Source organism: Ferrovibrio sp., assembly GCF_046297895.1.
Taxonomy (GTDB): domain Bacteria; phylum Pseudomonadota; class Alphaproteobacteria; order Ferrovibrionales; family Ferrovibrionaceae; genus Ferrovibrio.
On record NZ_JBKBHC010000009.1, the window covers coordinates 1 to 26,023 of the forward strand.

Genomic DNA, 26,023 nt, shown 5'->3' on the forward strand with positions numbered 1-26,023 from the left:
CGCACCTGATACAGGAGCCGGCCTTCCGGTGCAAGGGCTTTCGCCCCGGCGCCGCCCCGGCCGGCCAGCGCGGCGCCGGAAATCCTGCTGCCGGCACAGGGATTTGGCCCCCTCGGCGGGCTAAGCGAAAGCCGGGCTTTTTGTTTTACGAGACGCTTGCATCGGATTCATGGCTGGGTATAGTGCGCGCCTGCAACCGGCACCCCGCCGGTTGATCGACGGGTTTATCGCCCGCCGATGCCGGGTTTCCCCCGGCCTTTTCCGGTTCACCCGGCGCCGAGCGGGCGTAGCTCAGGGGTAGAGCACAACCTTGCCAAGGTTGGGGTCGAGGGTTCGAATCCCTTCGCCCGCTCCATCTTCCTTCTCTTTTTATTTTCCTTCCTTGCCCATCCCGGCCAAACATCGTGGACAGGCCATGCTGAAGCTCGACCATCTCACCGTCATCGCACCCACGCTGGCCGAGGGCGCGGCGCATCTGCGCGCCTGCCTCGACCTCGATATTCCCTTCGGCCAGCGGCATCATTACATGGGCACGCATAACCACCTGCTGCAGCTCGGCGGCCAGGTCTATCTGGAGGTGGTGGCGCTCGATCCCGACGGCGCCGCCCCGCCCTGCCCGCGCTGGTTCGGCCTGGACGACCAGGCATCCGTGCGGGCCGCGTGGGAATCCGGCCGCCGCCTGCGCGGCTGGGTGGCGCGCAGCGACGACATCCATGCCGCGCTGGCCGGCCGCGAAGACATCTTCGGCCGGGCCGTTGCGCTGCCCCCTGCTGCGCCGGCCTTCGATTTCAGCCTGCGCGCGGATGGCGCGCTGCCGCTGGATGGCGCCGCACCCTGCCTGATCGACCGGCGCGGCAAAGCGCGCAACATGGCGACGATTTCCGACCTGGGCGCGCGGCTGGTGGACTTCGCGCTTGAACATCCCGATCCCGCCGCCATCGCCGCGCTGTATGAAAGCCTGCGGATCGACCACCCGCCCGCCATCGTGAAGGGCGATGCCATGCGCTGGCGCGCGCAGATCGAGACGCCGGGTGGGGTGCGGGAGTTGTTTTGAGTGGGGGGGCATGGTGGCCTCGCCGCCACCTAAAAAACGTCATGGCGGGGCATGACGGTGGTTGTTTGACGATGCCTACCCCTTAATCGTCATGCCCGGGCTTGACCCGGGCATCCACGTTTTTCGGGGTGGTGACAAAGACGTGGATGGCCGGAACAAGTCCGGCCATGACAAATGAGGTAATATTGTCGGGTGAACCAGCGGCCCGGCCGGGTCGTATATGAGGCATGACAATGCGCACCGCGCCGGCCGGCCCCTCCTCTCCCGTTCCGCCACCCGCCTTCTCCGCGCCCAGCCTGCTGGTGCTGCTGCTGAGCCTGGCGCTGTGTTTCGGCATTTCGGCCCTGGGCCGCCTGGCCACCGCCGATGCGGTGCGCACCTGGTACCCCACCCTGGCCAAGCCGGCCTTCACGCCGCCCGACATCGCCTTTCCCATCGTGTGGACGATCCTGTTCGTGCTGATGGCCGTGGCGCTGTGGCTGATGTGGCGCGCGGCAGCCGCTTCTGCCGGCGGCTGGCGCGCCGGCCTGATCGCCGCCTGGCCGGCCTTTGCCCTGTTCGGCCTGCAACTGGCGCTCAATCTGGGCTGGTCGGTGCTGTTCTTCGGGATGCAGATGATCGGTGCGGCGCTGATCGAGATAGTCGTGCTGCTGGCCGTGCTGGCCGCCACCGCACTCGCCTTCGCGCGCCATTCGCGGCTGGCCGCCCTGCTGCTGGTGCCGTACATGGCCTGGGGGGCCTTTGCCACGGTTCTCACCTTTACGATCTGGCGGATGAACTAGCGGGATTGCCCGACTTAGCAGGATTGACGGGGGCCGCGCGGCTTCTTAATTCTGGAGGCATGGGCGCGATGATCCAGGAGATGAGCCAGCGCAGCCGCGAAATCCTGCGGCTGGTGGTGGAGACCTACATGACCACCGGCGAGCCGGTCGGTTCGCGCTTCATCTCCAAACGGCTGGAACACCGCCTCTCGCCCGCCAGCATCCGCAACACCATGGCCGACCTGGAAGAGGCCGGCCTGCTCTATGCCCCGCATACCTCGGCCGGCCGCCTGCCGACCGAAAGCGGCCTGCGGCTGTTCGTCGACGGCCTGCTGCAGGTGGGCGACCTGACCCAGGACGAGCGCAGCTCGATCGAGGGCAGCTGCGCCGGTTCGGGCCGCGGCTTCCAGGAGGTGCTGACCGAGGCGACCACGGTGCTGTCGGGCCTCTCTGGCCATGCCGGCCTCGTCGTGGCGCCCAAGATCGACGCGCCGCTGCGCCATGTGGAATTCGTGCCGCTGGGGCCGGGCAAGGCGCTGGTGGTGATGGTGTCGGAATCGGGCCAGGTGGAAAACCGCATGCTCGACATGCCGATGGGCCTGACCACGGCAGCGCTGGCCGAGGCCGGCGAGTTCCTGTCGCGCCGGCTGAAGGGCCGCACCATGGGCGAGGCGCGCAGCGAAATCCTGACCGAACTGGCCGTGCGCCGCGCCGAGCTGGACCAGCTTGCCGCCCGCGTGGTGGAGGCGGGCCTTGCGGTGTGGAGCGGCGAGGCCGAGCGCGGCACGCTGATCGTGCGCGGCAGCGCCAACCTGCTGGACGACGTGGCCGCCATCGCGGATCTGGAGCGCATCCGCAACCTGATGGAAGAGCTGGAGAATACCGAGGAGATGCTGCGCCTGATCGAACTCGCCCAGGGCGGCGAGGGCGTGCGCATCTTCATCGGTTCGGAAAACACCCTGTTCCGCCGCGCCGGCTGCTCGCTGATCGTGGCGCCGCTGCAGAACCAGCAGCAGCGCATCGTCGGCGCCATCGGGGTGATCGGCCCAACCCGGATGAATTACGCCCGGGTGGTGCCGATGGTGGATTTCACCGCCCAGGTGGTGGGCCGCCTGCTCGGCTGACCGGCCGCTTCTCCCCTGCCCCCGCTGCGCCCCGGCGGCGATCCTGCGTCGAAAAGCCCCGTTTTCCGCCTCCCCCCTTTCAATTCCGGCCAGCCATCCGTATATGCAGGGCCTCGACGAGGACAACGATGACCCAGACCGACAACCAGACCCCTGAACAGACGACCGAACAGCAGACCGCGGCCGCGCAGGCCGATGTCGGGACGGATGCCCTGACGAAGGCGCAGGCCGAGATCGCCGAGTTGAAGGACCGCCTGCTGCGCACTGCCGCCGAGGGCGAGAACCTGCGCAAGCGGCTGGAGCGCGAGAAGGAAGACGCGGCCAAATACGCCGCCGGCAAATTCGCGAAAGACATCCTGAGCGTGGCCGACAACCTGCGCCGCGCGCTGGAGACGGCACCGAAGGATGCGGCGGAAGCCGATCCCGTGCATGGTCTGATCGCCGGCGTGGAAGCCACCGAGCGCGAACTGATCGGCGTGTTCGAGCGTCACGGCATCCAGCGCATCGACCCCAAGGGCCAGCGCTTCGATCCCAACCTGCACCAGGCGATGTTCGAGATCGAGGATCCGACCCAGCCCAGCGGCACCGTGCTGCAGGTGGTGGCGGCCGGCTATGTGCAGCATGGCCGCCTGCTGCGCGCCGCCATGGTGGGCGTGTCGAAGGGCGGGCCGCAGCCGGAAATCCAGCCGGGCAACACGGTGAATACGCAGGCCTGATTCTCCCCGAGGGAGAATTGTGAGCGGCATCACTCGCCCCGACAATTCGGCGAAACATCCGGCTTTGTCAAAAATCGGCAACACGCGCCGCCGATAGTCGCCCCGCAAAGTGGCGGGGAAGACCGGTGGACATGATCAGTGGCGAGGCGCTCGAGACCATCGGCACCGTGGCGGTACCGCTGCCGCCGGTGCCGGTGACGATGCGCTGCGAGGAGGTCGACCTCAAATTCCAGGCCGATCCCGATCTCGGCGCCCTGGCCGTGGTGGACGGCGACCGGCCGGTGGGCCTGGTCAACCGCTACGACCTGATCACCCAGCTCTCGCGCGATTACGGCCGCGCGCTGTGGGCCAAGAAGCCGGTGCACAGCCTGATGGACGAGGCGCCGCTGATCGTGGATGCCAGCATCAGCGTCGACACGCTGGAAAGCCTGATCGCCGACGAGCACCAGAGCGCGCTGCTGCGCGGCTTCATCGTCACCCGCAACGACCGCTATTACGGCGTGGGCACCGCCCTGTCGCTGCTGCAGCTTGGCATGGCGCGCAGCGAGCGGCGCAACCGCGCGCTGGAGCGCGCGCGCCAGCAGGCCGAGGAAGCCAGTCTCAGCAAGTCGCGTTTCCTGGCCAACATGAGCCACGAACTGCGCACGCCGCTAAACGCCATCATCGGCTTCGCCGAGATCATCCACAAGGAGATGATGGGGCCGCTGGGCAATCCGCGCTATGGCGAATACGTCACCGACATCCTCTCCAGCGGCCAGCATCTGCTCAGCCTGATCAACAACATCCTCGACATGTCGAAGATCGAGAGCGGCAGTTGGCGCATCCAGCCGGAGATGACCGATCCGGTGGAGATCATGGAGGCCAGCATCCGCACCTTCCGCGAACGCGCCGAAGGCCGCGGCGTGTTCATGACCATGGCAGTGGATGCGCGGCTGTTCGAGGGTTACGTCGACCGCCAGGCGCTGCGGCAGATCCTGTTGAACCTGATTTCCAACGCGGTGAAATTCACCCCGCCGCGCGGCCGCATCGAGGTTGGCGCCAAGCCGACCGAGGATGGCGGCTTCCGCATCTGGGTCAGCGATACCGGCATCGGCATCGCGCCCGAGCATATCCCGGTGGTGCTGGCGCCGTTCGGCCAGGTGGAAAACGACCTGACCCGGCAATACGAGGGCACCGGCCTGGGCCTGCCGCTGGTGAAATCGCTGGTCGAGATGCATGGCGGCCAGTTCGAGATCGACAGCACGCCCGGCGAGGGCACCACCATGCGCGCCAGCTTTCCGCCGCCGCCGCATGGCATCACGCCGGGCAGCGCGGTCGCGCTCAGGGACGCGTCACCCGCCGCAGTGTCAGATTGATCCGGCCGCCGCCGGGGATCAGCCGGCTGGTGCCCGGCAGCACCCGGTCGATGCCGTGATAGGCCAGCCGCGCCGCACCGCCCAGCACCAGCACATCGCCGGAAGCCAGCTTGAACGAGCGCGTCGGATCGCGCCGCGCCGTGCCGCCCAGACGGAACAGCGCGTCGTCGCCCAGCGAGATGGAGACGACGGGGGCGGAAAAATCCGCCTCGTCGCGATCCTGATGCAGGCCCATCTTCGCCCCGTCGCGATACAGGTTGATCAGGCAGCATTCCGGTAAATGGTCGTAGCCCGCCACGCTCCACCAGACCGACAGCACCGAATCCGGAATGGCCGGCCAGGGCCGGTCGGTGACGGGATGGCGCTCGATGTAGCGATAGCCCTGCTCCCGGTCGGAATACCAGCCGAAGCGGCCGGCATTGCTCATGGCCACGCTCATCGGCCGGCCGGTCTTGGGCATGGCGGCGTGATAGTCCGGCGCTGCCTCCAGCACGGCCAGGATGTCGGCGGCAATACGGCGCTGCCGCGCGGCATCGAGCAGGCCGGGAAACAGCCGGAATCCGTCGAGGGAGGAATAGGCGTCCATATCTTCGATCTGGTTCCGCGCCGCGTTTCGTCCAGCCCCCGATCCGGCCCCTCAGGCGCCGCGCCGCGCCGCCAGCCAGGAATTCCAGCTATAGACGATCAGCGCGCCCCAGATGCAGGCAAAGGCGAAGGCATGCAGGCCGGTGAAGGCCTCGTTCCACAGCAGCACGGCGAGCAGGAACTGCAGGCTGGGCGAGAGATACTGCAGCAGGCTCATGGTCGCCATGCGCAGACGGCGCCAGCCGGCGGCGAACAGCACCAGCGGCGCCGCCGTCACCGGCCCCGCCAGCAGCAGCAGGACATGCGTCGATTCGCCAGCCACGCCAAAGGCGCCCACACCAGCCATGCCGAGCCAGACCAGATAGCCCAGCGCGACGGGCAGCAGAACCATGGTCTCGACGGTGAGGCCGACCAGGCTGTCGACCGGGTGGCGCTTGCGCAGCAGGCCATAGAAGCCCCAGGTGACGGCGATGATCAGCGACAGGTAGATGCCCGACTCGGCCTGCAGCAGCAGCGCGGCCACGCCGATCCCGGCCAGGGCGAAGGCCGCCCACTGCACCGGGCTGACGCGTTCCTTCTGCACCAGCCAGCCCAGAAACACGGCAAACAGCGGGTTGATGTAATAGCCCAGGCTGCAGGCCATCACCTGATTGCGGTCTATGGCCCAGACGAAGGTGAGCCAGTTGATGAGCAGGAAAACCGCCGTGCCGGCCAGCACCCGGCGCAGGCCGCGGTCGGCCAGCACGCGGCGCCACTCGGCCCATTTGCCCAGCATGAGCACCAGGCCCAGGCAGAGCAGGCAGGACCACAGGATGCGATGGGCGGTCAATTCCAGGGTCGGCACCCCGGCCTGACCCACCGCCTTGAAATAGATCGGGGAAATTCCCCAAAGAAAATAACCCCCTAGCCCGAAGGCGATGCCGCCCCAGGGCGTTCGGGGCGAAGGGGCCGGGGCGGCCGGCTCGGACATGGTTTCCTCGTTGCATGGCGGTCGCCGGGGTCGGGCCGGGCAAACCGGGCCGCAACCGGGGAGCGGACGCCGCCATGTCGGTAATCGGACATTTTTTCCACCCACCCGTTGCGGGACGGGGGACGCCCTCTTACATACCCGCCGAGACCTCGAACCGGAAGGGGTCCGCGGCGGCGCTTCCCCGCAAGGCTGCCCCGGATTGCCGCAAAAAGGAGTGAAATCATGGCCAAAGTCATTGGCATCGACCTGGGTACCACCAATTCCTGCATCGCCATCATGGATGGCAAGAATCCGAAGGTTGTCGAGAATGCCGAAGGCGCGCGCACCACGCCCTCGATGGTCGCCTTCACCAAGGACGGCGAACGCCTGATCGGCCAGCCGGCCAAGCGCCAGGCCGTCACCAATCCCGAAAACACGCTCTTCGCCGTCAAGCGCCTGATCGGCCGCCAGTACAGCGACGACGCGACCCGCCGCTTCACCGAGATGGTCCCCTACAAGGTGGCCAAGGGCGACAACGGCGATGCCTGGGTGGAAGTCCAGGACAAGAAATACAGCCCGAGCCAGGTTTCGGCCTTCATCCTGCAGAAGATGAAGGAAACCGCCGAGAGCTTCCTCGGCGAGAAGGTGACGCAGGCCGTCATCACCGTGCCGGCCTATTTCAACGACGCCCAGCGCCAGGCCACCAAGGATGCCGGCCGGATCGCCGGCCTTGAGGTGCTGCGCATCATCAACGAGCCGACCGCCGCGGCGCTGGCCTATGGCCTCGACAAGCAGGGCGACGGCAAGAAGATCGCCGTGTACGACCTTGGCGGCGGCACCTTCGACGTCTCGATCCTGGAGATCGGCGACGGCGTGTTCGAAGTGCGCTCAACCAACGGCGACACCTTCCTGGGCGGCGAAGACTTCGACCTGCGCATCGTCGATTACCTCGCCACCGAGTTCAAAAAGGAGCAGGGCATCGACCTGCGCAGCGACCGCCTGGCGCTGCAGCGCCTGAAGGAAGCCGCCGAAAAGGCCAAGATCGAGTTGTCGTCCTCGACGCAGACCGAGATCAACCTGCCCTTCATCACTGCCGATGCCTCGGGCCCGAAGCATCTGGTGATGAAGCTGACCCGCGCCAAGCTTGAGGCGCTGGTCGACGACCTGATCCAGCGCACCATCGAGCCCTGCAAGAAGGCGCTCAAGGATGCGGACCTGTCGGCCGGCGACATCGACGAGGTGGTGCTGGTGGGTGGCATGACCCGCATGCCCAAGGTGATCGAGACGGTGAAGACCTTGTTCGGCCGCGAGCCGCACAAGGGCGTGAACCCGGACGAGGTGGTCGCCATCGGCGCCGCCATCCAGGCCGGCGTGCTGCAGGGCGACGTCAAGGACGTGCTGCTGCTCGACGTGACCCCGCTGAGCCTCGGTATCGAGACGCTGGGCGGCGTGTTCACCAAGCTGATCGAGCGCAACACCACCATCCCGACCAAGAAGAGCCAGGTCTTCTCCACCGCCGAGGACAACCAGGGCGCGGTGACGATCCGGGTGTTCCAGGGCGAACGCGAAATGGCGGCCGACAACAAGCTGCTGGGCCAGTTCGACCTGGTCGGCATCCCGGCCGCGCCGCGCGGCGTGCCGCAGATCGAGGTGACCTTCGACATCGACGCCAACGGCATCGTGCATGTCTCGGCCAAGGACAAGGGCACCGGCAAGGAGCAGCAGATCCGCATCCAGGCCTCGGGCGGCCTCTCGGAAGACGACATCAAGAAGATGGTCAAGGACGCCGAGGAGCATGCCGCCGAGGACAAGAAGCGCCGCGAGGCGGCCGAGGCGAAGAACCAGGCCGAAGCCCTGATCCACGCCACCGAGAAGACCATCGCCGATCTGGGCGACAAGGCTCCGGCGGCCGAGAAGGCCGAAGCCGAGGCGGCGATCGCCGACCTGAAGAAGGCGATCGAGACCAACGAACCGGAAGCGATCAAGGCCAAGGCGCAGTCCTTAAGCCAGATCGCCATGAAGCTGGGCGAGGCGCTGTACAAGGCGCAGGGCGATGCCGGCGCAGCCGGCGCCGAGCAGCCGGGCGCCGAGGCGGCGGCTGGTGCCTCCAAACCCGATGACGGCATCGTCGATGCCGACTTCGAGGAAGTCAAAGACGACAAGAAGAAGAAGTAAGTCGGAAAAGCCGACGGACCGGGCGCCAGCGGCGCCCGGTTTCGCGTCTGCCCCGGCATGGGGCGGATGCTGGAAACCAGGAAGCTTTTTGCGATGGCTGCCAAACGCGACTTTTACGAAATTCTCGGCGTCTCCCGCAGCGCCACGCCGGAAGAGCTGAAGAAGGCCTTCCGCAAGCTGGCGATGCAGCATCATCCGGACCGCAATCCGGACGACAAGGACGCGGAGCAGAAGTTCAAGGAGATCAACGAGGCCTATGACGTCCTGAAGGACGAGCAGAAGCGCGCGGCCTACGACCAGTATGGCCACGCCGCCTTCGATGGCGGCATGGGCGGCCGCGGCGGCCCGGGCGGCCAGGGTTTCGACTTCACCTCGTTTTCCGACATCTTCGACGACCTGTTCGGCGAGTTCATGGGCGGCACGCGCGGCGGCGCGCGCGGCAGCGCCAACCGCGGTTCGGACCTGCGCTACAATCTCGAGATCACGCTGGAGGACTGCTATCGCGGCAAGACCGCGACGATCCGCGTGCCCACGTCGATCGCCTGCGAGGCCTGCGACGGATCGGGCGCCGAGGCCGGCGCGCAGCCGATCGCCTGCCCCACCTGCAAGGGCCATCGCAAGGTGCGCGCACAGCAGGGCTTCTTCACCATCGAGCGCACCTGCCCCACCTGCGGCGGTGCCGGCCGTGTGATCGAGAAGCCCTGCAAGGTTTGCGGCGGCGCCGGTCGCGTGCACAAGGAAAAGACCCTGCAGGTGGACATCCCGCCCGGCGTGGACGAGGGCAATCGCATCCGCCTGGCCGGCGAGGGCGAGGCCGGCCTGCGCGGTGGCGGCGCCGGCGACCTTTACGTGTTCCTGAGCGTGAAGCCGCACCGCCTGTTCCGCCGCGAGGGACAGAACCTGCATTGCCGCGTGCCGGTCTCGATGACCACGGCGGCGCTGGGCGGCAGCGTGGAGGTGCCGACGCTGGATGGCGGCAAGGCACGCATCGCCATCCCCGAAGGCACCCAGACCGGCAAGCAGTTCCGCCTGCGCGGCAAGGGCATGCCCTCGCTGCAGCAGTCGGGCTTCGGGTCCGGCCATGGCGATCTCTACATCCAGGTGATGGTGGAGACGCCGGTGAAGCTCTCCAAGAAGCAGCGCGAACTGCTGGAGGAATTCGCCGAACTGGGCGGCGAGGAAACCAGCCCGGAAAGCTCGGGCTTCTTTGCCAAGGTGAAGGAAATCCTCGGCGGCAAGGCCGAGTAAGAAAAAGGCGCAGGCATTGCCTGCGCCTTTGGTTTTCCGATCTCAGAACGACAGCCGATTCAGAACGACAGCGTCGCGGCGCCGGCCTTGATCTCGGCATGCATGGCGGAAGCGCCCTGGATGATCACGCCATCCAGCAGGTCCTTCTGCTCATAGCCGCGCGACTTGACGCAAGGCGGGCAGGCCCAGATCACGCCGCCGCGCTTCTGGAAATCGGCGATCATCGCCGCCAGCGGCTCCAGCGGCTGCACATGCGTCATGGTCTGGCCGTTTTTGCGCACCAGGTCGATGGCCGTGCTGGTCAGGAACATGGAAACCTTCAGGCCCGCGGTCAAACCACCGTTGGCGATTGTGAAAGCGACGGAAGAAAGCTCCGAATCAATACCCCTGGTCACCAGGATCACAAGCTTGTCAGTACCGGCTGCCATTGTAGTATTCTCCCTCTGTGGCTAGCGTTTGCGCCGCCCCCATTACAGGGCAGCCGGAGACACGTCTTTGGCCGGATCACCGGAAGATTTGACCGAAAATCCGAATCGCACGACCACGCAGGATGCAGCGGCGCATGACGCGGCCATGCGCGACGTGCTGTCGGACGTGCTGCGTTGCATCCGCCTGTCGGGGTCGCTGCAATTCTGCTTCATGCCGGCCGGCGACTGGGAAACCGACGATACCCCGGCGCTCAGCCGCTGCCTGGCGCTGATCCATGAAGACCCGCAGCGCGACTGGAACGTGCAGGCGCTGTCCGGCGCCTGCGGCCTGTCGCGCAGCAGCCTGGCCGAACGCTTCGAGGCGATGCTGCAGACCTCGCCGATGCGCTATGTGCGCGACTGGCGGCTGTGCCAGGCCAGCGTGGCGCTCAGCACCACCAGCAAGCCGGTGGCCGCCGTGGCCTTCGATGCCGGCTATGGCACGGAAGCGGCCTTCAGCCGCGCCTTCGCGCGCGCCTATGGCCTGCCGCCGGCGGCCTGGCGGCAGCATGCGCGGCGTGGCCTGAGCGCCTGATCCCAGAGCTTCCCCTGGCCCGCCGCGTGGCGCGACAGCGGCCCGCCTGCTAGACTGCCCGCCGGTTTCGATCAGCAGTCCGCGAGGAAAAACATGTCTGCCATCCGCATCGGTATCGTCGGCATCGCCGGCCGCATGGGCCAGACGCTGGTGCGCGAGGTGGCGCAGACCAAGGGCTGCGTGCTGGCCGGCGGCACCGAGCTGCCCGGCTCGCCCGTTCTGGGCAGGGATCCCGGCGAAATGGCGGGTATCGGGCCGACCGGCGTGAAGATCATCGACGATGCCGCGCAGATGTTCGGCAATGTCGACGTGGTGCTGGATTTCACCGTGCCGGCCGCCCTGCCCCGGCATGCGGCGCTGGCCGCCCAGGGCAAGACCGCCTACGTGGTCGGCACCACCGGGCTGGAGCCGCAGCATTTCGAGGCGCTGGACAAGGCCGCCCATCACTGCGCCATCGTGCAGGGCTACAACATGAGCCTGGGCGTGAACCTGCTGGCCGGGCTGACCCGCCAGCTCGCGGCATCTTTGGGCGACGACTGGGATATCGAGATCGTGGAGATGCATCACCGCATGAAGGTGGATGCACCGAGCGGCACCGCCATCCTGCTGGGCGAGATGGCGGCTTTGGGCCGCGGCATTCCGCTGGACAAGAATGCCGAACGCGGCCGCGACGGCATCACCGGCGCACGCAGGAAGGGCGCCATCGGCTTCGCGGCCCTGCGCGGCGGCAACGTGGCCGGCGAGCATACCGTGATCTTCGCCGCCGACAACGAGCGCATCGAACTGAGCCACAAGGCCACCGACCGCGGCATCTTCACCCGCGGCGCCCTGCGCGCCGCCCAGTGGGTGCATGGCAAGCCGCCGGGACTGTATCGCATGGCCGACGTGCTCGGCATGGCCGGTTGATCGGGGCCGGCTGATCGGGGCCGGCTGATCGGGGCCGGCTGAACGCTTCGGCCGCCGGCGAAGCTTTTCCGCAAGACATTCCGGACACGGCGCGGCATCTTCCGCCTGAGAGGAGACGCCCCATGATCGCCGTGATTTTCGAAGTCTGGCCCGATGGCGAGGACGGCCGGACGGAATACCTGGATATCGCCGCCGGCCTGCGGCCCGAACTGGCCAAGGTGGACGGCTTCATCAGCGTAGAGCGGTTCAGCTCGCTGACCGAGCCGGGCAAGATGCTTTCGCTGTCGTTCTGGCGCGACGAGGATGCGGTGAAGGCCTGGCGCAGCCAGGAGAACCACCGCATCGCGCAGACCAGGGGACGCGGCGGCGTGTTCCGCACCTATCGCCTGCGCGTGGCCCATGTGCTGCGCGATTACGGGCTGGACGAACGCCGCGACCAGGCGCCGGAGGAATTCCGCAACCGGTAAGCAAGATGGCGCTAGGTCAGATGCTGTCGAGCGGACGCAGGCCGGCGCCGGGCGGAATGCGCCAGCGCACCAGCGCCTCGCGCAGGGCATCGGCCAGCACGCGGCGCTCGTCGGGACTTAAGAAAGCCCCCAGGGTGAGCGCACGGCCATGGCTCCAGACGCGCAGCGGCGCGGCATCGTCCTCGGCATCGCATTCTACCCGCAGCCAGTAGGGCTGCAGCCGCCAGGCCTTTTCGTTGCCCCTGGCATCGATGCGGCGCACCTCAAGGGCGTCCTGGTCGAGCCGGATGATCTCGCGCGCCCGCGCCTGGGCGTAGCTGAAGCGGAAGGCGAGCCAGACCAGCAGCACATCCAGGCCGAAGAAGCCGAAGACCGGCCAGGCCCCCAGCATCCAGAAGGCGATGCCGGCGGCAAAATTCACCAGGCCGAATAGGATCATCAGGATGGCGAAGCCGCGCGGGCCCAGCGAGCGGTAGGGTTTCAGCTCGATCTCGAAAACCGGCGGGAGAGCGTTGGCGGCCATGCGCCTAAGCTAGACCGGACGGCCGGGTCCGCCAAGGCCGGCTGCGCCATGGCCAGGCCCTCAGGCCGTGACCCCGGCGGCGGGGTCGATTATAGTCCTGTTATCAATCTGTTGTGCCGGATGGAGCCTATGACCTCGCTTGCCCCGATGATCGGCCTGGCCGATGTGCGCGCCGCCGCCGACCGCATCCGCGGCGCCGTGGCCGAGACGCCCTGCCTGCATTCGCGCACGCTGTCCAGCCTGACCGGCGCCGAGGTGTGGCTGAAATTCGAGAACCACCAGTTCACCGCCAGCTTCAAGGAGCGCGGCGCGCTCAACAAGCTGCTGCAGCTCTCGGATGCGGAGCGCAAGCGCGGCGTGATTGCCATGTCAGCCGGCAACCATGCGCAGGGTGTGGCCTATCATGCCGGGCGTCTGGGCATTCCCGCCACCATCGTGATGCCGACCATCACGCCGTTCGTGAAGGTGCGCCATGTGCGCGCGTTCGGCGCCCGCGTGGTGATCGAGGGCGATACGTTGGTGGAGGCCGCCGCCAAGGCCCGCGCGCTGGCCGAAGCCGAGGGCCTGGTCTTCGTGCATCCCTATGACGATCCCGCCATCATGGCCGGCCAGGGCACGCTGGGGCTGGAGATGCTGGCGCAGGCGCCGGCCCTGCAGGACCTGATCGTGCCGGTGGGCGGCGGCGGCCTGATCGCCGGCATGGCGGTGGCGGCCAGGGCGCTGAAACCCGACCTGCGCGTCTTCGGCGTGGAATCCGAGCTCTACACCGCGATGTATCAGGAGATGCATGGCCTGCCGGTGAGCGTGGGCGGCGTGTCGATCGCGGAAGGCATTTCCGTGCGCGATATCGGCCGCGCGCCCATCGAGGTGGCGCGCAAGCTGGTGGAGGACGTGCTGATCGCCCGCGAGGCCGATATCGAACGCGCCATCGTGGCGCTGGTGGAAATCGAGAAGACCGTGACCGAAGGCGCCGGCGCGGCCGGGCTGGCCGCCCTGCTCGCCCATCCCGAACGCTTCCGGGGCCGCCATGTGGGCATCGTGCTCTCGGGCGGCAATATCGATACCCGCCTGCTCGCCTCCGTGCTGATGCGCGGACTGGTGCGTGACGGCCGGCTGGCCCGCATCATCGTGATGAGCGACGACGCGCCGGGCCGGCTGGCCAAGGCGGCCGGCGTGATCGGCGCGGCCGGCGTGAACATCGTGGAGGTGGCGCACCAGCGCCTGTTCACCCTGGCCTCGGCCAAAGCCACCGAAATCGAATTCGTGGTGGAGGCGCGCGACCGCGCTCATCTGGAAGAGCTGCTGCTGGCCCTGGCCGCCGCCGGCCTGCCGGCCAAGATCGAAGAACCGGATTAACGTAGCGTCATGGCCGCGTCATGTTTGCCGCGCCCCTGAAAAGCCGGCTATCCTTCCCCCATAATCACGGGAGGACATCATGGGCCGCGTTGCCAACAAAGTCGCGCTGATCACCGGCGGAGCCTCAGGCTTAGGCCGCGCCACCGCCATCATGATGGCGAAAGAAGGCGCCAAGGTCGCCATCGCCGACCGCAACCTGGACGGCGCGCGCGCCGTGGCCGACGAGATCGGCAAGGCCGCCATTGCCATCAACCTGGACGTGACCAGCGAGCAGCAGTGGATCGCAGCGCTGGACGTGGTGGATGCCGCCTTCGGCAGGCTGAACGTGATGGTGCATTCCGCCGGCGTGGGCGTGCTGAAAAGCGTGGAGGATATCAGCGTCGAGGAATGGCATTTCGTGCATAACGTGAACCTGCACGGCCCTTTCCTGGGCATCAAGCACGGCCTGCCGCGCATGAAGGCGCATGCGCCGGGCTCGATCGTGATCATCTCGTCGGTGTCGGGCATCATCGCCGGCCACAACATGTCGGCCTACAACACCTCGAAGGCCGGGGCGCGCATGCTGGCCAAGACCACGGCCCTGCATTGCGCCAAGCGCAAATACGACATCCGCTGCAACTCGGTGCATCCCACCTTCATCGACACCCCGATGGTGCAGAGCATGATCTATGGCGGCGGCGATCCCGCCGTGGTGCGCCAGAAGCTGGAATCGCAGGTGCCGCTGGGCAAGCTGGGCGAACCCGACGACGTGGCGAGCTGCATCCTCTATCTCGCCTCGGATGAATCGAAATTCGTCACCGGCGCCGAATTCGTGATCGACGGCGGCATCACTGCGCAATAGGGAGCAGGCCATGCCCGAGATCGACGTCAACGGCACGCGGCTTTATTACGAGGATACCGGCCAGGGCGGTAATGGCGGGGGTTCGACCGGCCAGACCATCGTGTTCAGCCATGGCCTGTTGTGGGATGCCGAACTGTTCGCGCCGCAGCTGGCGCATCTGAAAAGCCGCTACCGCGTGATCGCCTACGATCATCGCGGCCAGGGCCGCAGCGCCGACGACACGGCCAGCAGCATCGGCATGGAAACCGTGTACCAGGATGCCGTGGCGCTGATCGAAAAGCTGGGCGTCGGCCCGGTGCATTTCGCCGGGCTGTCCATGGGCGGCTTTGTCGCCATGCGGCTGGGCGCGCGGCGGCCCGACCTGGTACGCTCGCTGATCCTGATGGAAACCTCGGCCGATCCCGAGCCGCCCGAGAATGTACCGAAATACCGCAAGCTGAATTTCATCGCGCGCTGGTTCGGCCTGGGGCTGGTGGCCGACAAGGTGATGCCGATCATGTTCAGCCAGGACTTCCTGACCGATCCGGCGCGGGCGGCGGAAAAGGCGCATTGGCGCGCCAGGCTGGTGGCCAACCGGCGCAGCATCTGGCGCGCGGTGAACGGCGTGATCGACCGCGCCGGCATTTACGACGAGCTGGGCCGCATCCGCTGCCCCGTGCTGGTGGTGGTGGGCGAACAGGATGTCGCCACCGTGCCGGCCAAGGCCGAGCGCATCCATGCCGCCATCCCGCATTCCCGGCTGGTCAGGATCGCCAAAGCCGGGCATAGTTCCTCGGTCGAACAGCCGGCCGCGGTGAATGCCGCGCTGGACGGTTTTCTGAAGGATCTCTGAAGCAAAGATGCACAACGGACCGGGACAGGACGACGGGACTCCCCAGCCCGCGATCCTGATGATCGTCCACCAGGAAAGTTCCGATCCGGGCCGGATCGGCACCCTGCTGCGCGAGCGCGGCTATCACCTGGATATCCGCCGCCCCTGCCTGGGGCAGGAGCTGCCGGCGACGATGGATCACCATGTCGGCTGCGTGGTGTTCGGCGGGCCGATGAGCGCCAATGACGACCATCTGGATTTCATCCGCAGCGAACTGGATTTCATCCCGCGCGCGGTGGCGAGCGGCAAACCCTATCTGGGCGTCTGCCTCGGCGCGCAGCTGCTGGCGCGGGCCGGCGGCGCGAAAGTCTCGCCCCATGCGCAAGGCTGGCACGAGATCGGCTATTACGCGGTGAAGGCCACGCCGCGCGGGCGCGCCTTCTTCCCCGAGCAGATCCACATGTTCCAGTGGCATGGCGAGGGTTTCGAGCTGCCGCGCGGCGCCGTGCGACTGGCTTCCACCAACTGGTTTCCCAACCAGGCGATGAAAATCGGCGAGACCGCTTTCGGCCTGCAATTCCACCCGGAAGTGACTGAAGCGGTGATGCAGCGCTGGACGCAGTTTGCCGGCCACCGGCTGGTGCTGCCCGGCGCGCAGGCGCGCGACCTGCAGCGCGCCTATTGCCAGCGCTACGATGCCGGCATCGCCACCTGGCTGGACGGTTTCCTGGATCGCTGGCTAACCCTTGCGGACCAGGATGGCGGCGAAGAAGCCGTCCGTGCCGTGGCGGGCGGGCGTCAGGTTTAAATACGGCCCCGGCACCGGGCAGGCGCCGCCCACCGTTTTCTCCCACACCTCCGTCACCGGCAGGACGCGGAAATCGGCATGCCGCTTGAGGAAAGCGGCGACCTGGTCCTCGTTTTCCTCTTTCAGCACCGAGCAGGTGACGTAGACCAGCCGGCCGCCGGGGCGCAGCAGTTTCGCCGCGCGGTCGAGAATCTCGGCCTGCCGTTCGGTCAGTTCGGCGATGTCCTGCGGCGTGAGGCGCCATTTCGCATCGGGCTTGCGCCGCCAGGTGCCGCTGCCGCTGCAGGGCGCATCGACCAGCACGCGCTCGGCCTTCTCGGCCTGCCGCTTGAGCCATTTCGCCTCCAGCGGCCGGCATTCGGCATTGTGCACGCCGGCGCGACGCAGCCGCAGCTTGGCCTGGGCCAGCCGGCCCGCACTGACATCCATCGCCACCAGCCGGCCGGCATTCTTCATCGCGGCGCCCAGCACCAGCGTCTTGCCGCCAGCACCGGCGCAGAAATCGGCAACGAACTTGCAGCCCGCGGCATCCACCAGCTGGGCCGCGATCTGCGAGCCCTCGTCCTGCGGCTCGATCAGGCCATCGGCATAGGCCTGCGTGTTGTTGACATAGGCCTGTGGCGACAGCCGCAGGCCGATCGGCGAAAACGGCGTGGGCTGGCAACGCAGATCTTCGGCGGCCAGCGCCGCCATGGCGGCATCGCGCGTGGTCTTCAGCGTGTTGAACCGCACATCCAGCGGCGCCGGACGCAGCATGGCGGCCAGCTCCATGTCGAAATCGCCGCCGAAGCGTTTCTTCAGGGCCGGCAGCAACCATTCGGGCACGCTGTGGCGCGCCGCGGCCGGCATGTCGGGATGGTCCAGCGTATGGCCTTCCAGCCGGCGCAGCAGCGCCTCGGCAGCTTTGTCCTCACCGAACAGCGGCAGCAGGCCGTTGGCCTTGGCGCCGGCATTGAGGATGCGGTAGGCGGCAACGCGCAGGCGGTTATCCGGCGGCAGGCCATCCCTGCCTTCCGAAATCCACCAGTCGAGCCGGCCGCGCAGGCGCATCACGTCGTCGCTGATCTGGATGATCGCCTCGCGCTCGGCGGCATCGTACTGACGGTGATGCTGCTTCATCCAGGCATGGCGCACGCGGTCGGCGGTGTCGCGGTTGGGAAACATGGCATCCAGCAGGGCGATGGCGGCCTCGGCCACCTTGCGGCTGCCGGCCGGGCGCAGGCCCTGCTTGTGGCCCTGCTTCTGATCCGGTTTCCGCTCCCGGTCGGGATCATTCCTGCGCCGCTGCTCGGGCCGGGGCCGGCGCGTCTGCTTCCATTCCTGGGGCTGTTCGTCGCGCCGGCTGCGACCGGCGCCGGGTTTGCCCCCCGCCGCCTTGCCGCCGGTCGCCTTGCCGGAATGGCGCGACGGGGAAGCGCCGGATTTCGCACGCTCGCCCGCGGGCCGGTCCGTCCGGGGGCGACCGGAAGATGGGCCTCGGGAAGACGGGCCATGGGAAGACGGGCGACCGGAGGGCGGCCGGCGGCCGGAGGGAGCTTTGGACACGGCGAAAACCGATCTGCGGGGTTGCGGGATTGGCCCACTCATAGGCCGCATGGGCCCTCGCCACAAGCATCTGCCGCCACTGAAGGCCCCATGCTAAGCTGTGCCGGTGACGACTCCCGCCCGGCCGCGCAGCGGCTTCCGACTGGCCGATCTGACCTGGATCGAGGCCGCCGACCTGATCGGCGACGGCCTGCCGGTGGTGCTGCCCATCGGGGCGGCGGCCCGCGCCCATGGCCCGCATCTGCCGTTGGGCACCGACCGCCTGGTGGTGGAGGCCGTGGCCGAGCGCCTGCTGGCCCAGATGCCCCTGCTGGTCGCGCCCAGCATCGGTGCCGGCTATCACCCGGCCTTCATGGATTACCCCGGCAGCCAGCATCTGGAGGCCGCCACCTTCGAGGCGATGGTGGTGGAACTGATCGAAGGCTACCTGCGCCACGGCGCCGAGCGCATCCTGCTGCTCAACAACGGCATCTCGACCGAGGCGCCGTTGCGGCTGGCCGCGCAGACCATCCTGCAGCGCCATGGCATCCGCATCGCCAGCGCCGACCTGCCGCGCCTGCATGACGATGCCGCGTCCGACGACGAGCGCGACACCTCGCTGCTGCTGGCCATCGCGCCGGCGCTGGTGCGGATGGACCGGCTGGGCGCAACCGGCGATGTTTCGACGGATGACGAGCCGGCCCTGCGGTTCCTGCGCCAGCCCCTGCGCCTGACGCCGGAGGAGCGGCCGGGCGGATCGCTGAACCGCAGCGGCGCCATGGCCGATGCCTCGGCCGCCACAGCCGAAAAAGGCGAGCGCCTGCTGGCCGACATGGTGGAGGCCATCGCCGCCGACCTGCGGCAGCTCTGGCCCGATCTGTAGACGATTTCAGACGATGCGCAGGTTGCGCGGATTGCTGCGCAGCTTGAGGTCGTTGACCGCCACTTCCATCACGTTGATGGCGCGCTTGGTCTCGTCGAGCTGCTGTTTCAGTTCGGCAAGCTCGTTCTTGAGGTCGGTCAGCTCGCTGTAGGTAAGCTGCGCGGCACGTTCGTTCTCTGCGAAGTACTTGTTATAGGCAGCGAACTGCTTCTCGATGCCGCCCATGCGGGTTTCCAGCGTGATGCGCATCTGGCTGATGCGCTGCTCGAAATTGCCGAGATGCAGCAGAAGCCATGCGCCCAGCCACAGCAGGACGATGGCACCACCCATGACATACAGCCAGTCGCTCATCCGTCACCCGGGGTCATGAGCCGCGCCGGAACGCGACTCGCGCATCTGCTTATAAACAGGATATAGCGCCCGCCGCCGGCGGCGCAATCGTGGCCTGTGGTTAACGCATGCAGGTTCAGCGCGGCAGGGGGCGGCCGGAAAACACCACCTGACGAACGGGATTCAGGCCGACCTGATAGGCCAGAGCCGCCGGCCGGTCGATATCCCAGACCACGAAATCGGCGGTTTTCCCGGCTTCCAGCGTGCCGGTTTCGGCCAGCAATCCCAGGGCACGGGCGGCCTGGCGGGTGATTCCGGCCAAGGCCTCGGCCGGGGTGAGCCGAAACAGGGTGCAGGCCATGTTCAGCATCAGCAGGAGGGAGGTGACCGGCGAGGTGCCGGGATTACAGTCGGTGGAGATCGCCATCGCCACGCCATGGCGGCGCAGCAGGTCGATGGGCGGCAGCTTCGTTTCGCGCAGGATGTAGAAGGCGCCGGGCAGCAGCACCGCCACCGTGCCGGCTTTTGCCATCGCCATCACACCGGCCTCGTCCAGATATTCCAGATGGTCGGCCGAGAGCGCGCCGAATTCGGCCGCCAGTGCCGCACCGCCCAGATTGCTGAGCTGTTCGGCATGCAGCTTGACCGGCAGGTTATGCCGGCGCGCCGCCTCGAACACACGGCGCGTCTGCGCCGGGCTGAAGCCGATGCCCTCGCAGAAGGCGTCCACCGCATCGGCGAGGCCGGCCTGCGCAGCGGCCGGAATGATGCGATCGCAGACCAGATCGATATAGCCATCGGCATCATTGGCATATTCCGGCGGCAGCGCATGGGCCGCCAGCAGCGTGCCGCGGATACGCACGGGATATGTATCGCCCAACCGGCGTGCCACGCGCAGGCATTTCAGTTCATTTTCGAGATCGAGGCCGTAACCCGACTTGATCTCCAGCGTGGTGACGCCTTCGGCCAGCAGGGCATGCAGGCGCAGCAAACTCTGGCGCAGCAGTTCTTCCTCATTGGCGGCGCGTGTAGCCGTCACGGTGGAGCGGATGCCACCGCCGGCGCGCGCGATCTCTTCATAGCTGGCGCCATTCAGCCGCAATTCGAATTCATGGGCCCGGTTGCCGCCATAGACCAGATGCGTGTGACAGTCGATCAGGCCCGGCGTGATCCAGCCGCCGCCCAGATCATGCACCGCGGTATGCGGCCCGATGCCGTCTTTCGGCAAGACAGCAGCCGGGCCGATCCAGGCGATGCGGCCATTTTGGATGGCAATGGCACCGTCGCGGATGGCACCGAAGCCGTCCTCGCCGCCATTCGCCATGGTGGCGATATCGGCATGGCGCCAGACGCTGTCCCAGAATTCAGTCATCTCAGATCCTGTCCGCCACCAGATGCACGGCCTGTGCGCCCGCCTCGTAGACTATCTGTTTGGGCAGCCGGAAGGGAGCGGCCGCGACCGGCGTGATGGGCAGCGGCAGGTCGGCATCGTCGATCTCGCCCCGCACATAGGAAGCCAGCACGCGGCCAAAAACCGTGCCCGGCGCGATGCCGCGCCCGTTATAGCCGCTGAATCCGATCATGCGCGGTCCATAGCGGTGGAACCGCGGCAGGTTGTCGGCCGTCATGCCGATGGTGCCATACCATTCGGCCTCGAAGTCCACGTCGTTGATCTCCGGGCCCAGACCGGGGAACAGCTTGCGCAGAGCGCGTTTTGCCCAGGCGCGATGCACAGCCGCGCCGCTGCCGCGCAGGGCGCCGATGCTGCCGAAAACCAGGCGGCCGGCCCGGTCCATGCGGAAGGAATTCATCACCATCTGTGTGTCCCAGGCGCCCTGTCCCTCGGGCAGGATCATGGCCCGCATCTCGGCCGATAACGGGCGCGTGGCGAAGTTGAAATAGGGCAGCGGGACCTGTTCCCGCCGCGCCGGATTGCCCGGGCCCGAGCCATAGGCATCGGTGGAGAGGATCACCCAGTCTGCCGTCACCCGGCCATGCGCCGTGCGGATCTGCCACTGATCGCCCTGGCGCTCGATCGCCGTGACGGGCGACTGCGTGAACAGTCGCGCGCCGGCCTTCTGCGCCGCCGTTGCCAGTCCGCGCACATAGGCCAGCGGCTGGATCGTGCCGGCGCGACGATCCAGCAGCGCGCCGGCATATCTGCGCGTGCCCAGCAGCCGGGCGGCCCTGTCGGCATCCAGCAGTTCCACATCGGCGCCGCGTGCCTGCCATTGCCTGGCACGCGCCGTAATCTCGGCAAACCCGGACTGGCCATGGGCACAATGCAGCGTGCCGGCATGGACGGCCTCGCACAGGATGCCGTGGTCCCGCACGATATCGAAGACCAGCTTAGGGCCATCGCCCAGCAGATTCAGCAGGCGCTCGCCATAGGGCGCGGGCAGCGTTCTGAGCAGGACCTCGGGCATCACCCACATGCCGGCATTGACCAGCCCGACATTGCGCCCGGCCCCGCCGAAGCCGATTTCGACCGCCTCGATCACCGCCACCCGCATGCCGGCCCGCGCCAGATGCAGGGCGGCCGACATGCCGGTGAAACCGCCGCCGATCACCGCGACCGCGACACTGTGATCTCCTGACAGCTTTTCGGTTGCCGGGGCGGCCGGCGCGGTCTGCTCCCACAGTCCGTGGGATCGCGGATCATTCAGCATGGTCTGTCTCTTCGGTCCTGATGAATCGCGGATCCGCAGCACTGAAACCCGATGGCCGGCCTTTCGGAACACGGCCGTTTCTGCCAACTTATATATACAAGTTGGGAGACCCCGTCATGCCTCGCTTCCTGCTGCGCCATGCCCTGCTGCCAGACGGCTGGCACGATGACGTGCTGGTGACGGTGGATGCGGCCGGCCGGATCGCCTCCGTCGCGCCAGACCAGAGCGCCGGCGATGCCATCCTGCTGGATGGTCCGGTGCTGCCGGGCCTGGCCAACCTGCACAGCCATGCCTTCCAGCGCGCCATGGCCGGTCTGGCCGAACGCTCGGGGCCGACAGCAGACAGCTTCTGGACCTGGCGCGAAACGATGTATCGCTTCGCAGCCCGGCTGGCGCCGGCCGATATCGAAGCCATCGCCAGCCAGCTTTATGCCGAGATGCTGGAGGCCGGCTTCACCGCCGTGGCCGAATTCCATTACGTGCATCACCAGGCCGATGGCACGCGCTATGATGACCCGGCCGAACTGAGCTGGCGCATCCTGGCCGCGGCCGAGGCCAGCGGCATCGGCCTGACCCATCTGCCGGTGCTGTACCGCTATGGCGGTTTCGGCCGGCGCGAACCGCAGCCGCGCCAGCGCCGCTTCCTGCATGACAGCGATGCCTTCGCCGCGCTGCTGCACAAGCTGGCCCCTGCTTTCCGCAATCGCCACGATCGCCGGCTGGGCATCGCGCCGCACAGCTTGCGCGCCGTCTCGCCCGAGATGCTGCAGGCGGCCATCGCCGCGCTGGACGGCATCGATGCCGCAGCGCCGGTTCATATCCATATCGCCGAACAGCTCGCCGAGGTGGATGAAAGCCTGGCCTGGAGCGGGCGGCGGCCGGTGGAGTGGCTGCTGGATCAGGGTGTGGTGAACGGACGCTGGTGCCTGGTGCATGCCACGCATCTCACATCAGGCGAGACGCTGCGGCTGGCGCAGAGCGGCGCGGTGGCCGGGCTGTGCCCCACCACCGAAGCCAATCTGGGCGACGGCCTGTTTCCGGCCATGGACTACATGGCGGCCGGCGGCGCCATCGGCATCGGCTCGGACAGCCACATCAGCGTGGATGCGGCGGAAGACCTGCGCCTGCTGGAATACGGCCAGCGCCTGTTCCAGCGCAGCCGCAACCTGCTGGCCGGCGGGCCGGACCGTTCGACCGGCCGGCGGCTGTTCGAAGCCGCAGCCGCAGGCGGTGCGCAGGCCGTGGGCCAGCCGATGGGCGCCATCGCGGCGGAACGGCGTGCCGATTTTGTGCTGCTGGACGGCGAGGCGCCGGCGCTGGCGGCGCGCCGTGGGGATGCCGTGCTGGATAGCTGGATCTTCTGCGGCCAGCGCCGGCCGATGATCCGCGAGGTGTGGGTCGGCGGCCAGCGCGTGGTGGAACAGGGCCGGCATCTGCGCGCCGGCGAATTCGCCGCGCGCTACCGCCAGACCTTACGCCGCCTGCTCGAGGAATGAGCGGCTGCCGCCATCGCGGCAGAAGGCGATCAGCCGGTGCAGGAACGCCTCGCCCTCGGCCACTTGGCTGAGTTCGATATATTCGTCGGGCTTGTGCGCCTCGCGGATATTGCCCGGGCCGCAGACCACGGCCGGAATGCCGCCGACATGGAAGATGCCGGCTTCCGTGCCGTAGGCCACCGCCTGGGTGCTGTTCTGGCCGGCCAGTTTGAGTGCCAGGCTCTCGGCCGGATTGTCGCCAACGGGCAGGAACGGCGGCACGTAAGCCACCATCTGCGTCTCGATGCCGGCCTGGGCATGGATGCGTTTCATGGCGGGTTCTAGCTGCTCGGCGCCGTAGCGCTTCACCGCCTCGAGAATCGCCTGATCATGCTCGGGCTTCACCGCACGCACATCCCAGACCAAGCGGCATTCGCGGGCCAGGATGTTGCGCGCCGTGCCGCCATGGATCTCGCCCACCGTGATGGTGGTATAGGGCGGCTCGAAGCGCGGGTCGCAATATTCGGGCTTCTGGTATTCGCGCTGGATGCGGTTCATCTCGGCGATCAGTTCGCCGGCCACCTGGATGGCATTGACGCCCTGGTGGGTGGCCGAGGAATGCGCCTCGAAGCCATGCACGGTGGTGTTGCAGGCGCAAACGCTTTTATGCGCGTTCACCACCTGCATCTCGGTCGGCTCGCCGATGATGGCCAGCCTGGGCGCCGGGCCGCCCTGCTTCACGAAATCGATGATGCCATGCACGCCCAGGCAGCCGACCTCCTCGTCATAGGAAAAGGCGAAATGCAGCGGCACGCTGAGCGGCTGCTTGAGCATTTCGGGCAGCAGCGCCAGGCAGAGCGCGATGAAGCTTTTCATGTCCGACGTACCGCGGCCATAGAGCCGGCCACCGCGCTGCACCACCTTGAAAGGATCGCTGGTCCAGGGCTGGCCGTCGACCGGCACCACGTCGGTATGGCCGGACAGCACGATGCCGCCCACGTCGCGCGGACCGATCGTGGCGTAGAGATTGGCCTTCTTGCCCGTTGGATCGTAGATCTTGTCGCTGGCGACGCCATGCTGCGCCAGATAGGCGGCGATGTCGTCGATCAGCGCGAGATTGGACAGCCGGCTGGTGGTATCGAAAGCGATCAGGCGTTCGATCCAGTCGAGGGCGGCTTGGCTGGGATTTTTCGTCTGGGCGGTTTTGGTCTGGATATCCGTCATCCAGCCGGTTTAGGGCCGGATGACGGTGCGGTCAATGGCGCGGCCGATGGCGCGATCAGTCGTCCCCGCCGCTACGGCGCTGGCCGGCGCCGCCGATCATGGCCAGGAATTCGGCCCGGGTGCGCGGGTCGTCGCGGAAGGCGCCCAGCATGCGGCTGGTGACCATGGTGACGCCCGGCTTGCGGATGCCGCGGGTGGTCATGCACTGGTGCGCGGCCTCGATCACCACGGCCACGCCGCGCGGCTGCAGCACGGTCTGCAGCGTGTTGGCGACCTGGGCGGTGAGCTTTTCCTGGATCTGCAGCCGCTTGGCATAGACCTCGATCACGCGGGCCAGCTTGGAGATGCCGACCACGCGCTTGCCCGGCAGATAGGCGACATGGGCCTTGCCGATGATCGGCACCATGTGGTGTTCGCAATGGCTTTCCAGCCGGATGTCGCGCAGCACCACCATTTCGTCGTAGCCGTCGGTTTCCTCAAAGGTCCGCTCCAGCATACCGACCGGATCCTCGTCGTAGCCGGCGAAGAATTCCTCGTAGGAGCGCACCACCCGGTCAGGCGTGCCGACCAGCCCCTCGCGTTCAGGGTCGTCGCCGGCCCAGCGGATCAGGGTGCGCACCGCGGCTTCCGCCTCTTCGCGGCTCGGGCGCTGGGTCTTGATCTCGTCATTCGCCTTCACGAAGGACGGCAGGCTTCCGGTCTTGGCCACACTGCTCACGGCGATGCTCCTGTTTGTGTCGTCTGCCGTCTTTTACGCATGTCGGGGTGCGGCGGACCAATCCGCGGCGCACTAAATTTCAGTTCACCCGCCGGGCCTCGTAGGGGCTGTCCAGCGAGAAGGCCGGGATCGCGACGTCGAACTGCTCGCCGGACTCGCTGACCATCTGATAGGTGCCAACCATGAAGCCGGACGACGTGGGCAGCGGCGTGCCGCTGGTATATTCGAAACTGTCGCCCGGCCCCAGCACCGGCTGCTCGCCCACCACGCCGGGCCCGCGCACCTCCTGCACCCGGCCACGCGCATCGGTGATCTTCCAGTAACGGCTGCGCAGTTGCACGGTATTGCTGCCGCCGTTCTCGATCTTCACGTTGTAGGCCCACACGAAATAGTTCTCTTCGGGCGAGGACTGCTCGTCCAGATAAATCGGCTGCACCGTGACCGAAATGTTATGCGTGGTCTTGTGATACATGATTGCACTCCGGGCCGGCCGGCACAAAACCCGGCAGGGCCGATTGC

General features: G+C 67.4%; 27 protein-coding genes and 1 tRNA gene. 17 read left to right on the forward strand and 11 right to left on the reverse strand.

Features of this window, described 5'->3' with window-relative positions; translation table 11 throughout:
• Nucleotides 1-280: 280 nt before the first annotated feature.
• The 6 genes from ACK4FK_RS15535 to ACK4FK_RS15560 all read left to right on the forward strand — a co-directional run bounded on the left by ACK4FK_RS15535 (nt 281) and on the right by ACK4FK_RS15560 (nt 5,010).
• Nucleotides 281-355: transfer RNA gene (locus ACK4FK_RS15535), tRNA-Gly, on the forward strand.
• Between the two features lie 60 nt (nt 356-415).
• Nucleotides 416-1,054 (forward strand): VOC family protein, encoded by a 639-nt coding sequence (locus ACK4FK_RS15540; protein ID WP_409746087.1) that lies wholly within the window; start codon nt 416-418, stop codon nt 1,052-1,054.
• Nucleotides 1,055-1,281: 227 nt separating this feature from the next.
• Entirely contained in the window at nt 1,282-1,836 is a 555-nt protein-coding gene (locus ACK4FK_RS15545) for a TspO/MBR family protein (RefSeq protein WP_409746088.1), read from the forward strand.
• A gap of 68 nt (nt 1,837-1,904) precedes the next feature.
• Nucleotides 1,905-2,939, forward strand: a complete 1,035-nt coding sequence (hrcA, locus tag ACK4FK_RS15550; protein ID WP_409746294.1) for a heat-inducible transcriptional repressor HrcA — start codon at nt 1,905-1,907, stop codon at nt 2,937-2,939.
• A gap of 128 nt (nt 2,940-3,067) precedes the next feature.
• On the forward strand, nt 3,068-3,655 hold the full coding sequence (grpE, locus tag ACK4FK_RS15555; protein WP_409746089.1) for a nucleotide exchange factor GrpE: 588 nt from the start codon (nt 3,068-3,070) through the stop codon (nt 3,653-3,655).
• A 131-nt stretch (nt 3,656-3,786) separates the two neighbouring features.
• Nucleotides 3,787-5,010, forward strand: a complete 1,224-nt coding sequence (locus ACK4FK_RS15560) for a sensor histidine kinase (protein ID WP_409746295.1) — start codon at nt 3,787-3,789, stop codon at nt 5,008-5,010.
• Here the strand turns inward: ACK4FK_RS15560 and ACK4FK_RS15565 are convergent.
• Together ACK4FK_RS15565 and rarD are read right to left on the reverse strand one after the other, a co-directional pair.
• The gene (locus ACK4FK_RS15565; protein WP_409746090.1) at nt 4,976-5,596 is read right to left on the reverse strand and encodes an alpha-ketoglutarate-dependent dioxygenase AlkB family protein; all 621 of its coding nucleotides are present in this window, start codon (nt 5,594-5,596) and stop codon (nt 4,976-4,978) included. The two genes, ACK4FK_RS15560 and ACK4FK_RS15565, sit on opposite strands and share 35 nt — an antisense overlap.
• A gap of 51 nt (nt 5,597-5,647) precedes the next feature.
• A complete protein-coding gene (gene rarD, locus ACK4FK_RS15570; protein WP_409746091.1) occupies nt 5,648-6,565 on the reverse strand; it encodes an EamA family transporter RarD in 918 nt (305 codons plus the stop codon).
• A gap of 222 nt (nt 6,566-6,787) precedes the next feature.
• On the opposite strand from rarD, the gene dnaK reads away from it, so the two are divergent.
• Together dnaK and dnaJ are read left to right on the forward strand one after the other, a co-directional pair.
• Nucleotides 6,788-8,719: a molecular chaperone DnaK gene (gene dnaK, locus ACK4FK_RS15575; RefSeq protein WP_409746092.1), complete on the forward strand. Its 1,932-nt coding sequence runs from the start codon at nt 6,788-6,790 to the stop codon at nt 8,717-8,719.
• A 93-nt stretch (nt 8,720-8,812) separates the two neighbouring features.
• A complete protein-coding gene (gene dnaJ, locus ACK4FK_RS15580) occupies nt 8,813-9,967 on the forward strand; it encodes a molecular chaperone DnaJ (RefSeq protein WP_409746093.1) in 1,155 nt (384 codons plus the stop codon).
• A gap of 59 nt (nt 9,968-10,026) precedes the next feature.
• Here dnaJ and ACK4FK_RS15585 read toward each other — a convergent pair whose 3' ends face one another.
• Nucleotides 10,027-10,395, reverse strand: a complete 369-nt coding sequence (locus ACK4FK_RS15585; protein WP_409746094.1) for a DsrE family protein — start codon at nt 10,393-10,395, stop codon at nt 10,027-10,029.
• Nucleotides 10,396-10,483: 88 nt separating this feature from the next.
• Here ACK4FK_RS15585 and ACK4FK_RS15590 point away from each other — a divergent pair, with 88 nt between their 5' ends.
• The 3 genes from ACK4FK_RS15590 to ACK4FK_RS15600 all read left to right on the forward strand — a co-directional run bounded on the left by ACK4FK_RS15590 (nt 10,484) and on the right by ACK4FK_RS15600 (nt 12,342).
• On the forward strand, nt 10,484-10,969 hold the full coding sequence (locus ACK4FK_RS15590; RefSeq protein WP_409746095.1) for a helix-turn-helix transcriptional regulator: 486 nt from the start codon (nt 10,484-10,486) through the stop codon (nt 10,967-10,969).
• A 102-nt stretch (nt 10,970-11,071) separates the two neighbouring features.
• The gene (gene dapB / locus ACK4FK_RS15595) at nt 11,072-11,875 is read left to right on the forward strand and encodes a 4-hydroxy-tetrahydrodipicolinate reductase (RefSeq protein ID WP_409746296.1); all 804 of its coding nucleotides are present in this window, start codon (nt 11,072-11,074) and stop codon (nt 11,873-11,875) included.
• Between the two features lie 122 nt (nt 11,876-11,997).
• A complete protein-coding gene (locus ACK4FK_RS15600) occupies nt 11,998-12,342 on the forward strand; it encodes an antibiotic biosynthesis monooxygenase family protein (protein ID WP_409746096.1) in 345 nt (114 codons plus the stop codon).
• Nucleotides 12,343-12,358: 16 nt separating this feature from the next.
• Here ACK4FK_RS15600 and ACK4FK_RS15605 read toward each other — a convergent pair whose 3' ends face one another.
• Nucleotides 12,359-12,865: a DUF2244 domain-containing protein gene (locus tag ACK4FK_RS15605; RefSeq protein WP_409746097.1), complete on the reverse strand. Its 507-nt coding sequence runs from the start codon at nt 12,863-12,865 to the stop codon at nt 12,359-12,361.
• 129 nt (nt 12,866-12,994) lie between these two features.
• On the opposite strand from ACK4FK_RS15605, the gene ACK4FK_RS15610 reads away from it, so the two are divergent.
• From ACK4FK_RS15610 to ACK4FK_RS15625, 4 genes are all read left to right on the forward strand, one after another.
• Nucleotides 12,995-14,221 (forward strand): threonine ammonia-lyase, encoded by a 1,227-nt coding sequence (locus ACK4FK_RS15610; protein ID WP_409746098.1) that lies wholly within the window; start codon nt 12,995-12,997, stop codon nt 14,219-14,221.
• A gap of 79 nt (nt 14,222-14,300) precedes the next feature.
• Entirely contained in the window at nt 14,301-15,062 is a 762-nt protein-coding gene (locus tag ACK4FK_RS15615) for an SDR family oxidoreductase (protein WP_409746099.1), read from the forward strand.
• Between the two features lie 10 nt (nt 15,063-15,072).
• Entirely contained in the window at nt 15,073-15,894 is an 822-nt protein-coding gene (locus ACK4FK_RS15620; RefSeq protein ID WP_409746100.1) for an alpha/beta fold hydrolase, read from the forward strand.
• Nucleotides 15,895-15,901: 7 nt separating this feature from the next.
• Nucleotides 15,902-16,681 carry a glutamine amidotransferase-related protein gene (locus ACK4FK_RS15625; protein ID WP_409746101.1) on the forward strand — a complete coding sequence of 260 codons (780 nt, stop codon included), beginning with the start codon at nt 15,902-15,904 and terminating at the stop codon, nt 16,679-16,681.
• Here ACK4FK_RS15625 and ACK4FK_RS15630 read toward each other — a convergent pair.
• Nucleotides 16,613-18,226 (reverse strand): RsmB/NOP family class I SAM-dependent RNA methyltransferase, encoded by a 1,614-nt coding sequence (locus tag ACK4FK_RS15630; protein ID WP_409746102.1) that lies wholly within the window; start codon nt 18,224-18,226, stop codon nt 16,613-16,615. The two genes, ACK4FK_RS15625 and ACK4FK_RS15630, sit on opposite strands and share 69 nt — an antisense overlap.
• Before the next feature lie 106 nt (nt 18,227-18,332).
• On the opposite strand from ACK4FK_RS15630, the gene ACK4FK_RS15635 reads away from it, so the two are divergent.
• Entirely contained in the window at nt 18,333-19,088 is a 756-nt protein-coding gene (locus ACK4FK_RS15635; protein WP_409746103.1) for a creatininase family protein, read from the forward strand.
• 6 nt (nt 19,089-19,094) lie between these two features.
• Here the strand turns inward: ACK4FK_RS15635 and ACK4FK_RS15640 are convergent, their stop codons facing one another.
• The 3 genes from ACK4FK_RS15640 to ACK4FK_RS15650 all read right to left on the reverse strand — a co-directional run bounded on the left by ACK4FK_RS15640 (nt 19,095) and on the right by ACK4FK_RS15650 (nt 22,087).
• Complete coding sequence (locus tag ACK4FK_RS15640) at nt 19,095-19,439, reverse strand: hypothetical protein (RefSeq protein ID WP_409746104.1); 345 nt, start codon at nt 19,437-19,439, stop codon at nt 19,095-19,097.
• A 115-nt stretch (nt 19,440-19,554) separates the two neighbouring features.
• Complete coding sequence (gene hutI, locus ACK4FK_RS15645; RefSeq protein WP_409746105.1) at nt 19,555-20,790, reverse strand: imidazolonepropionase; 1,236 nt, start codon at nt 20,788-20,790, stop codon at nt 19,555-19,557.
• Between the two features lies 1 nt (nt 20,791).
• Nucleotides 20,792-22,087, reverse strand: coding sequence for an NAD(P)/FAD-dependent oxidoreductase (locus tag ACK4FK_RS15650; RefSeq protein WP_409746106.1), 1,296 nt, complete (start codon nt 22,085-22,087; stop codon nt 20,792-20,794).
• Nucleotides 22,088-22,203: 116 nt separating this feature from the next.
• Between ACK4FK_RS15650 and ACK4FK_RS15655 the strand changes: the two genes are divergently transcribed.
• A complete protein-coding gene (locus tag ACK4FK_RS15655) occupies nt 22,204-23,583 on the forward strand; it encodes a formimidoylglutamate deiminase (protein ID WP_409746107.1) in 1,380 nt (459 codons plus the stop codon).
• Here ACK4FK_RS15655 and argE read toward each other — a convergent pair.
• The 3 genes from argE to apaG all read right to left on the reverse strand — a co-directional run bounded on the left by argE (nt 23,560) and on the right by apaG (nt 25,976).
• A complete protein-coding gene (argE, locus tag ACK4FK_RS15660) occupies nt 23,560-24,786 on the reverse strand; it encodes an acetylornithine deacetylase (protein WP_409746108.1) in 1,227 nt (408 codons plus the stop codon). The two genes, ACK4FK_RS15655 and argE, sit on opposite strands and share 24 nt — an antisense overlap.
• Nucleotides 24,787-24,841: 55 nt before the next feature.
• Nucleotides 24,842-25,495 carry a GTP cyclohydrolase I FolE gene (folE, locus tag ACK4FK_RS15665; RefSeq protein WP_409746297.1) on the reverse strand — a complete coding sequence of 218 codons (654 nt, stop codon included), beginning with the start codon at nt 25,493-25,495 and terminating at the stop codon, nt 24,842-24,844.
• A gap of 88 nt (nt 25,496-25,583) precedes the next feature.
• Nucleotides 25,584-25,976 carry a Co2+/Mg2+ efflux protein ApaG gene (apaG, locus tag ACK4FK_RS15670; protein ID WP_409746109.1) on the reverse strand — a complete coding sequence of 131 codons (393 nt, stop codon included), beginning with the start codon at nt 25,974-25,976 and terminating at the stop codon, nt 25,584-25,586.
• Nucleotides 25,977-26,023 lie beyond the last annotated feature (47 nt).

Bases quoted from the DNA above. Each gene is read 5' to 3' on its own strand.
- hrcA (WP_409746294.1), top strand. From the start codon at position 1,905: ATGATCCAGGAGATGAGCCAGCGCAGCCGCGAAATCCTGCGGCTGGTG.
- ACK4FK_RS15650 (WP_409746106.1), bottom strand. From the start codon at position 22,087: ATGCTGAATGATCCGCGATCCCACGGACTGTGGGAGCAGACCGCGCCG.
- grpE (WP_409746089.1), top strand. From the start codon at position 3,068: ATGACCCAGACCGACAACCAGACCCCTGAACAGACGACCGAACAGCAG.
- ACK4FK_RS15600 (WP_409746096.1), top strand. From the start codon at position 11,998: ATGATCGCCGTGATTTTCGAAGTCTGGCCCGATGGCGAGGACGGCCGG.
- ACK4FK_RS15655 (WP_409746107.1), top strand. From the start codon at position 22,204: ATGCCTCGCTTCCTGCTGCGCCATGCCCTGCTGCCAGACGGCTGGCAC.
- ACK4FK_RS15620 (WP_409746100.1), top strand. From the start codon at position 15,073: ATGCCCGAGATCGACGTCAACGGCACGCGGCTTTATTACGAGGATACC.
- ACK4FK_RS15615 (WP_409746099.1), top strand. From the start codon at position 14,301: ATGGGCCGCGTTGCCAACAAAGTCGCGCTGATCACCGGCGGAGCCTCA.
- ACK4FK_RS15540 (WP_409746087.1), top strand. From the start codon at position 416: ATGCTGAAGCTCGACCATCTCACCGTCATCGCACCCACGCTGGCCGAG.
- rarD (WP_409746091.1), bottom strand. From the start codon at position 6,565: ATGTCCGAGCCGGCCGCCCCGGCCCCTTCGCCCCGAACGCCCTGGGGC.
- dnaJ (WP_409746093.1), top strand. From the start codon at position 8,813: ATGGCTGCCAAACGCGACTTTTACGAAATTCTCGGCGTCTCCCGCAGC.
- ACK4FK_RS15610 (WP_409746098.1), top strand. From the start codon at position 12,995: ATGACCTCGCTTGCCCCGATGATCGGCCTGGCCGATGTGCGCGCCGCC.
- apaG (WP_409746109.1), bottom strand. From the start codon at position 25,976: ATGTATCACAAGACCACGCATAACATTTCGGTCACGGTGCAGCCGATT.
- hutI (WP_409746105.1), bottom strand. From the start codon at position 20,790: ATGACTGAATTCTGGGACAGCGTCTGGCGCCATGCCGATATCGCCACC.
- ACK4FK_RS15605 (WP_409746097.1), bottom strand. From the start codon at position 12,865: ATGGCCGCCAACGCTCTCCCGCCGGTTTTCGAGATCGAGCTGAAACCC.
- ACK4FK_RS15565 (WP_409746090.1), bottom strand. From the start codon at position 5,596: ATGGACGCCTATTCCTCCCTCGACGGATTCCGGCTGTTTCCCGGCCTG.
- ACK4FK_RS15560 (WP_409746295.1), top strand. From the start codon at position 3,787: ATGATCAGTGGCGAGGCGCTCGAGACCATCGGCACCGTGGCGGTACCG.
- dnaK (WP_409746092.1), top strand. From the start codon at position 6,788: ATGGCCAAAGTCATTGGCATCGACCTGGGTACCACCAATTCCTGCATC.
- ACK4FK_RS15625 (WP_409746101.1), top strand. From the start codon at position 15,902: ATGCACAACGGACCGGGACAGGACGACGGGACTCCCCAGCCCGCGATC.
- ACK4FK_RS15640 (WP_409746104.1), bottom strand. From the start codon at position 19,439: ATGAGCGACTGGCTGTATGTCATGGGTGGTGCCATCGTCCTGCTGTGG.
- ACK4FK_RS15585 (WP_409746094.1), bottom strand. From the start codon at position 10,395: ATGGCAGCCGGTACTGACAAGCTTGTGATCCTGGTGACCAGGGGTATT.
- argE (WP_409746108.1), bottom strand. From the start codon at position 24,786: ATGACGGATATCCAGACCAAAACCGCCCAGACGAAAAATCCCAGCCAA.
- ACK4FK_RS15545 (WP_409746088.1), top strand. From the start codon at position 1,282: ATGACAATGCGCACCGCGCCGGCCGGCCCCTCCTCTCCCGTTCCGCCA.